This window comes from Frankia sp. CeTa3Moorea, assembly GCF_978021225.1.
Map to the genome: position 1 here is coordinate 1 of NZ_CDXDOR010000175.1, position 8,536 is coordinate 8,536.

The following is an 8,536-nucleotide window of genomic DNA, read 5'->3' on the forward strand; positions in this document are numbered from 1 at the left end:
CCCGAACAGAGTCAATGTTATCCAAGATACGACGTATGGTCGGCGTCCGCAGCGTTCCGTCAAACTTTACAAGATCTCCCCGTGTAAGCGTCTCCCAGGAACGTTCGTCGAATCCTTCGACCGTTCGAAGCATCTCATTCTCGTTAACCGCAACCATAAATCGATTGAAACGGGAGGCGCGCACCTGCCTGACCACTCGCTCATTCTCGTTCTCTATATGAGAACGAGATGTGCCATCGGCGTCCTCACCTGATCCTGGAGCGCGTTCTTCAGTATGAAGTGTGCGCCGATTTTCCTCATCGGAGCGCCCCCCATCGAGGATGTCAAGAAAGTCGTCAACTAGCGAGCGATCATAGTAGATGAATTGTGGAACAATCATCAGATCCATTTCCCCCGACGCAAATTCCGGCCAGCGCAGCAGATTTACTGCGAGGCCACCAAGCGTGCAAGGGATCTTACATCCTAGAGCGCCGGCGTTACGGAGGGGTCTGTCCACTGGATCCGCAAGGCGGTCGCTCCCGTCGCGCAGTCAGGGGTCTGGCAGTACGGAGACACCGCCGTGAAGTTGTTGCGCTCCAAGGCAGCAGAACCAAGTGGAAGCTAAAAAGATCTTGAAGTTGAGTGGTCGGCCGCGCCTGATCGTGTAGCTACCGCTGTAGCAACGATCCTGGACGGCAGCGGACGCAGGCAGACCGCGACGGACAACGTGACGAGGCCGAGCTGCTGGGACACCTGGTGCTTTCCGTGCCTTCTAAGCACCAGGTCGCAGGTTCGATCCCTGCCGGGCGCACATCGCAGCACTGACCAGGCACGCAACGTAGTAATTGCAGCCTGATCCGTCAAGCTGCGGTGCACGAGATGGTAATTTCGCCAGCTATGGTTGAGATCATCAAAGGGGCAGATCCCGTCTGACGGCTCCTGCTCGACGGATGGGACCAGAGCCTCGCGACCGCGGGACGCAGTCACGAGACCCGGACCGCGTACCGCAAGACGGGCGTCGCGTTCGTCAACTGGCTCGCGGCACTGCCGCCGACGCCGGCCGGGTGGACGGCGCCGCGCGCCGCACTGCCGCCGACGCCGGCGAGGAGACCATGCCGACCTACCGCCCCACCGCTGCCGACGAGATCAGCCGCGGCCATATTGAACGGTTTCTCATCGCGTTCGCGACCGAGCGCACCCCGCGATGCCCCAACGGCCGGTCCGACGGCAGCGTCAACCAGGCGTTCCGGAGCCTGCAGCAGTTCTTCGTGTGGCTCCTCGGCGAGGAGGAGATCGATGTCTCGCCGATGGATCAGCTACAGCCCCCGAAGATCGGCGAGAAGGTCGTCCCCCTGCTGGAACTTGAGCAGCTCGCCGCTCTGGACACCGTCTGCAAGGGGAAGGACTTCCAGTCCCGGCGCGACGAGGCGCTGATCCGCGTGTTCGCCGACTGCGGCGGCCACCGCGCCGAGGTCGCGGGGCTGGCCGTCGATGACGTCGACCTCACCCGCGAGCGGCTGCTGGTGACGGGCAAGGGTGACAAGCAGCGGCACACGGGCATCGGCGCCCAGACCGCGCTCTCCCTGAACCGCTATCTCCGGATACGCCGCAACCACCGTCACGCCTCGCTGCCGGCACTCTGGCTCGCGGACCGCGGTACCGCTATAACGCTGTCCGGGGTCTACCAGATGGTCCGGCGCTGTGCCCAGGACGAGCACGGACGGCTCGGACTGGGCGATCGGATCTAGATCTAGGCCAGAATGGATACTCTGGGCAGCTTGTACAGCGCCGAGTAGTGGCCTTGCGTAGACTCCGGGTTGTGGCCCGGGCGGAGAATATCTCCATGAGTCCCAGCGCCCGGCGGCGCGCCGCGGTGCTGGCGGTACTTCGCGCTGCCCGGGATCGCGGCTATGCGATCACTCAAATGAAGCTCGCGAAGTTGCTGTATTTCGCGGACCTTCGCGCTGTCGCCTCCGGCGACGACCCGGTCAGCGGCGTCGAGTGGAAATGGCTGGACTACGGGCCATTTAACCACGCCTTGTTGGACGTCGAGCGGGAACTCGCCACCGACGAGGTCATCGGGAGCAAGGAAGACCGGTGGGAGTTCGGCCGGGAGGTCCGGTTGACGCTCCTCGACGACCTCGACCTTCACCTCCCCCAGGAAGACGAGGCGTTCGTGATCGCGGTGGTCGACGAGTTCGGCGACCTCGCCGCATCGTCGCTCAAGCAGCTCAGCTACCAGACGCCGCCGATGCGGGAGGCCCAGGACACCGGCATGCGGGGCGTCGTACTCGATCTCGGTGTCGTCCGGCCCGTTCCGAAGGTTGGCCGGTCCCTCGCGAGACTGCGCGCGGTCGCCCGCGGCCTACCTGAGCAGTTCGACGACGACGGCGTCGAAGAAGAGATCGTTCAAGAACTCGCGGACTTCGCGCCGGGACGTGCCCGGGCGAACCGTCTGATCGGGGAGCCGTGACGCCTGTTCCAGCTGCCGTCGTGGTCATCGGCGGCCTGTACTGGGTTGTCGACAACGCACTAACGATGCCACCAAACGACGACCGCAAGCTGTATCCGCGACGCCAGGTGCTCGTGATCTCTGGCTCGAGCAACGCGGACCCTGCTTGGCCGCTCGTCCAAGTGATGCCGCTGTCGTCAGAGGTCTCCCGCAGAACCCGGTACTGCGTGAAGGTGCCTGCCGGGGTCGGGGGGCGTCTCGAAGAAGTGCTGGGTCTGGGTCCCTCATGCTCAGCCACTCCTGAAAACGGCCCTAACGGACTGGACGGGCACCCTCCCGGAGAAACTCCTCGAGGAGGTCCAGACGCGATACCTGGCATACCTCGGTCTCGCGGATGATGACGAAGAGGACGGCCTGAAGCCTGAACTCGAAGTCTGACGGCCGCAGGGATCCTCGCAGCCTACGGTGTGCCGGCCGGGCCCGGCTCGGACTGGGCGATCGGATCTGATGCGCGACGAAACACCCCGGCCAGGATCGGGACAGCCGGTTCTGTAACCGTGCGCCCCGCGCCCGGATCGCCGAGCTGGAGACAGAGAGACAGAGCTTGCGATCCACCGGCGGGCGACAGAACTGCTCGGCACGCCGGCACGGTGGCGCCCCCAAAGTTCGCAGTGATGAGTAGGTGGCAGGTGACGGGGTCGAGCGCAGAGGCGCGGTGACCCTCGATCTCGATGCTGCTCAGGTACAGGCTGGTCTGCCGTTCAGCTCTCCTCGAAGCCCGACTGGTCGAACTTTAAGGTCCCGGCGTTCTCGGAGACGGTGCGGACTTGGCCTTCCTCGAAGCCGGTGCTCTTCGTGGCTTCGATCTCGATCTTCACGACGAGCTCGGTGCCGTCCTGGCGGAGGTTGGCGATGATCTCGTCGGCGACGTTCTTGAAGTCAAGGGCGATCTTGTCGGAATTCAGAGTCTTCACGCCGTAGAACCGCGTCTTGACCTTGCGATGGTAGACGCCCGGGTGGTCGGGGTCCGGCTTGAAGGGCTTCTTCGCGTCGTCCTCGCTCGGGCTCTCCGTCAGGCCCGGCATCGCCGGGACTTCGGCGTCGCGCTGCTTGGCGGCGATGTCGGGACGCACCAGGAGCAGCGAGTCGGTGGCCGCCGGTGCGGCGCCCTTGTCCTCGGGTGTCCAAAGTCCGAGGTAGCGGCCGGCGGAGTCGTCATAGCCGGCGGCGAGCGCGAAGGCATCGGTCTGCCAGATCATCGGCAGGTCGATGATGCCCTCGTTGAGAACCGTCCTGTCGCGCAGGCGGGGCATGTAGGGGTACTGGCTGTAGAGCGCCCACAGAGCGCCGAGCGAGACATGGCCGTCCTTCCAGATCTGCGGGACCTTGCTGATCGCCAGGCGGATCGTCGCCGCGGCCTGCCTCGTCGAGAGGTCGCCGTCGTTGCCGAGGCGGCGGGACACCCGCTCGGCGAGCGAGGTGGACTGCCCGTCGGCCTTGGCCTCCCGGATGACGAACGGCGCGCTCGGGTCCGGCTGGGCCGGGACGAGCGCCCAGGTGAAGGTCTGCAGGAGCCTGGCCGTGACGGTCTGGTCGGCCTGGGCCTGGCGCTGCGCGGCCTGCTTCTTCTGGTTCTGGGTCAGGTCGAGGTCGGCCTCGTTGTCGAGAACGTGCTTCCAGCCGAGGTAGTCGCGGGTGGCGGCGTCGAGCTCCCCCAGCCGGGCCTCGTCGGGGGCGAGGTAGACGAGCATGTTGCGGTTGGTCCGGTTGGAGCTGCCGCGCTGCTCGGTCGCCTTCTGCGCGAAGTTCCTGGCGGCCGACTCGACGCTTCGTTTGCGAGCTTCGGCGTCCCGGAGGTGGGCGAACTTCGGGTGCAGGATGACGAGGCGCGCCTCACCGGTGTCCGGGATGTCGGCGTCGTTCTCCGGGCAGACGTGGACGCCGGCGAAGTCGCCCTTCAGGCGGCCCTGGCCGAGCAGCCGCGTGACGATCTCCTTCCACACGTCCTCTTTGTGGAGGCGCTCGGCCTGGTCCTTGGCGGTGCGGGTGATGTTGGGCTGGAGGTCATACCAGTGCTTGCCGGATCCGGAGTAGAAGTAGGTCGCCCGGTCACCGAGCTGGGTCAGCGCGGCGTGGAAGTTGCCCGGGACGTCGCCGGGGATCGCGGTGCCGAGGAAGACCCGCTGGGTACCGATGCCCTTGTGGACCGAGCCGGGTGCGATGGTCGGGGCGGCGCCGAAGAACACCGTGCGGGCGAGCCGCTTGGTCAGCGCTCGCTGGCCGAACAGCGGCTTCTCCTGGTCGATGCGTGCCGGCTCGGAGTTCGGGCCGTCGACATCGGCATCGATGATCGCCTTCCAGGAGTCCTGGAGGTACTGCGTCAGCTCGGCGTTCACGTTCGCGGTGGCGAGCGGGATCGAACCCGGCATGATCAGCGGTGACGCGTCCTCGCCCGTCCAGAGCGCGTGGATCACCGTGCTCATCAGCCGCAGCACACCGCGGGTGCGCTGGAAGCGCTCCAGCGAGGACCACTCCTCGTAGAGGGTGTCGAACAGCTCCGGGTGGATCGGGTAGGTCCACCTGATGCGGTACTCGTACAACGTCTCGCGTGCCTCACGCGGGAAGTCATCGGTGTACTTGCGGTACAGCTCCACGTACGCCTTGGCGGTCGCTCCGATCGAGGCGAGCGCGGCGGCGTCAGGCTGCTTGAACAGCCGCTGCTTGACGATGTGGTAGGCCTCGTCCGACGACGCCGGGCGCCACTGATCAGCCACCCGGCGCACGACGTTCTGGAGCCGCTTCAAGGCTTCAAAACCGTTGACGCCGCCGACCTCCTCGGCGTTCCCGGCCACGATCTCCGAGTCGTCCGCGCTCTCAGAGGCCGGGATCGAGATCGCGAGCAGGACGCCCGAGGTGCCCTTCGCGGCCTCGGTCAGCGACTGGGCAAAGGTGAACTGGTCGTCGAACGTGCCGCCCGCGAGGTCGTCGCGGCCGACGAGTGAGCGGGCGTAGGCGACCCACTCGTCGATCAGGATGACGGCGGGCGCGTACTTCGCCAGCAGCGTGTGGAGCGCCTCGCCGGGGTGGGTGCGGTTGCTGTCCGCGGTGGCGACGATGGCGTACGCCTCGGCACCGCCGAGCTGCCAGGCCAGCTCACCCCAGATCGTGTTGACGTGGGTGCCGTCGTCCTTGGTGACACCGGACGGGCTGAGGTGGTTGCCCACGATCGCGACCCGGTTCACCTCGGTGCCGGGGTAGCCGTTGGCGGTGAGCAGTTCCTGGGTCTCCTGCGGGAACTCGCCCACGGGAAGTCCCGCGGCCAGGTGCCACAGCGACAGCATCGAGTGGGTTTTGCCGCCGCCGAAGTTCGTCTGGAGATTGATCACCGGCGAGGCGTTGTCGTCACCCGAAAGACGCCGCACGGCGCGGCCAATCAGGTCGCGGAGACCTTCGGTAAGGTAGGTGCGCTTGAAGAACTCGACCGGGTCGGCGTAGTCGGAGTCGGCCTCGCCGCCGGTGGCGACTTTGTAGAGGTCGGCCGCGAACTCGGAAGCGTGGAAGTTGCCGGTCGCGACGTCGTCGTGGGGCTGGAGCACCTCACGCCACGGCCTGAGCCCGGCAGCCTCGGGATTGTCGACCGCGGCCTTGAGGACCTTCCTGTCGTCCTTATCGGCGGTCACCCGACGCAGGTTGAGCCGGATGCCGCGGACCTCGTCGGTCTCGGCGTTCGCGCCGATGAGCTTGAGCAGGCGTTCGCCCGTGTCGAGTGCGCGGTAGGCATCGTCGTCGCTGAACGAGCCGTTGTGCGCCCACGCGTTGCGCACCTCGCGCAGCTCGCTGGCGTAGGTCTCGCCGACGCGCCCGACGGCCTGATTGAACGGGTACCAGCCCTGCTTGTAGCCGCCGGTGATGTTGCCCTCGGTGAGCAGGCGGAACTGGACCTGCGGGTCGAGCGGGTCGTAGCTCTTGCTCGCGAGGGCGCCGTTCTTAAGGTCCTTCGCCTGGACCAGCTTCGTCCACTCAGCCCCCAGCGCCGGGTCGGCCTGTCCGATCACCGACGAGATGAAGTCGTCCAGCGCCGGGGCGAGGACCTGGAACATCCGGTCGATGCGGTCGCGGTTGCTCAGCGCCATGTCTACTCGTCCTCGTCAAAGTCGATCGTGGCCTGTGCCCTGGTGGGATTCTTCCGGGTGCGCGCGGCCTCCAGAACCTCCGGCCAGCTCGTCACCAGGCTGTTGAAGCTCAGAGCGTCCTTCGTCCAGCCATTGCCCTCCGCGATGCGGAAGAGAAGGTGCGCGAGCTCCTTGATGAGGTCAGCGTTAACTGCGCCGTCCGGGCGGCTCAGTGCCGCCTGGAGGAAGTCACCCGCCGGAGTGATGCCGTCCCGCTCCAGCACGCCGATCAGATGGTGGAGAATCTCCCAGTTGCTGGTGTGGCTGTCCTCGAGCACGTCGTAATCCCACGACAGATCGGCGGGCCTCAGGATCTGCACGTTGCCAGCCCGGCTCGCCAGGATCCCCTCCCGCTCCATGACGTCGACGCTGGTGTTGCGCGCCCTGGCAAGGTTGTCAGCGTCGCCGAACAAGCCCATGCCATAGCCGTGCTGGCGGTACCACGCGATCGCGAACCGAGAGGCCGCGTCGAAGTCGCCCTCCTGCTCGGCCAGTACCGCGTCAAGAATTTCGTTGATCCGCGCCAGCGCCGAGCGCACAGTCATCTTCTTGCCGTCCGGCTCGAGGACCGCGCTGTACCGGCTGAACACCGCCATCCCCGGCCCGATCGCGGCCTGCGGCAGGTCCACCGGCGCGATCTGCCCCTGTTGCAACTTCCGCAACGCCTCCGGCAGCTCCGCCTCAAGCATCGCGATGAACCCACGCCGGTCCGTCGTCGGAGCCCCCTCGAGACGAGGACGCAGCGACAGCACGATCGAGGAGGCCAAAGCGTTGGTGCCACTGGCGATCATGCGGTTGCCGAGCTCGCTACGGTTCGGCCACGTCGAGGTGATCTCCCAGCCCGACCGGATCATGCCTTCGAGCAGAGTCTCCCAACCGGTGGAAGCCTCGCCATGATCGTCAGACTCGCTCTGTTTGAACGCGTACCAAACCGCGATCGGATAGTCCGCCAGGGCTGTCTCACGTGCATGTGCAAAGACAGCCCGGAAGCCGTTCTCGAAGAATTTCTGCGCACCTTCCTTACCGCCGTGCCGGTACGGGTTGGCGACGAGTTCCTCGGCCTTCGGGACAAGCATCGTCCCCAGGATGCCTGGATGGATCGACCGGAGCGATCGTCGCAGCCAGACGTAGAAGAAGTCCGAGAGGTCAGAGTAGCCAATGTTGTCGTAGTACGGCGGATCCGTACTGATGAGCAGAGAGGAGTATTGGCGACTCGCCGCATCGGCCTGCCTAACCTCCCCCTGCTGTCCAGCGTCAGCAGGCAGCCGCTCAAGAACCTTCGCAACCCAGTCGACGCTTTCAGTCCAGGTTCCACTGGACTTTGCGAAGGGGTTCGTCTCGGCAAAGTCCCAAGCCATCGGGATAGCCTGGCGCGCGAAGACGCCACGCACCTGTTCCTTGCTGGGGCTTGAGTCCCAGGATGATACAGACGTCTGGCGGTCAGTTCCTCGTGTCACAGCGATGCCAAGGTAGGTGGCGACGGCGTCGGCGTACGCCTCGGTGCCGCCGTCCGCGATGACCCTCACCCGGGCGCCGGAGACCAGGTCGCTGAAGGTGGTCAGGGCTACGATCTGGCGGTTCGTGAACGCATCGGACCAGCGCGGCATGCCATACATCGGCAGGCGGTCGACGTCGTGGTTTGGCGTCGTCACGAGCTGATCGGGCACGTCGTCGGGCCGTTCGACGTCAGCAGCCTTCAGGTGTTCATCGCTGGGGGGGAGATATACCCGCTGACGGCTGCCTTCCGCTACGATCGTCATCAGCGTACGGCCCAAACCGACCGACTTCGCTTGAGCGCGGATGTAGGCGTTCTCCGCCACGGAGTCACATGCGATGCACGTACCGTGACCACGCACCATGGTGCCGTCCCCGTCCTTCGCAGGGGCGTCAGCCTTGTCGTGTCCGATGGTGAACTCGACCCGCTGCCCCGAGG

Annotated in this window: 5 protein-coding genes; 2 read left to right on the top strand and 3 right to left on the bottom strand. The window is 65.8% G+C overall.

The window, feature by feature from the left end; genetic code table 11:
• On the bottom strand, positions 1 to 388 hold a 388-nt coding region (locus AC08OV_RS21260; protein WP_476620180.1), incomplete at its 3' end, for a DUF6414 family protein.
• Positions 389 to 1,043: 655 nt separating this feature from the next.
• Between AC08OV_RS21260 and AC08OV_RS21265 the strand changes: the two genes are divergently transcribed.
• Positions 1,044 to 1,727, top strand: a complete 684-nt coding sequence (locus AC08OV_RS21265; RefSeq protein WP_476614933.1) for a tyrosine-type recombinase/integrase — start codon at positions 1,044 to 1,046, stop codon at positions 1,725 to 1,727.
• A 95-nt stretch (positions 1,728 to 1,822) separates the two neighbouring features.
• Positions 1,823 to 2,452, top strand: coding sequence for a Panacea domain-containing protein (locus AC08OV_RS21270; RefSeq protein WP_476614934.1), 630 nt, complete (start codon positions 1,823 to 1,825; stop codon positions 2,450 to 2,452).
• Positions 2,453 to 3,192: 740 nt separating this feature from the next.
• Here AC08OV_RS21270 and AC08OV_RS21275 read toward each other — a convergent pair.
• On the bottom strand, positions 3,193 to 6,564 hold the full coding sequence (locus AC08OV_RS21275; protein ID WP_476614935.1) for a Swt1 family HEPN domain-containing protein: 3,372 nt from the start codon (positions 6,562 to 6,564) through the stop codon (positions 3,193 to 3,195).
• Positions 6,565 to 6,566: 2 nt separating this feature from the next.
• Positions 6,567 to 8,536 (bottom strand): DUF1156 domain-containing protein (locus AC08OV_RS21280; protein WP_476620181.1); only part of this gene is annotated, 1,970 nt, incomplete at its 5' end.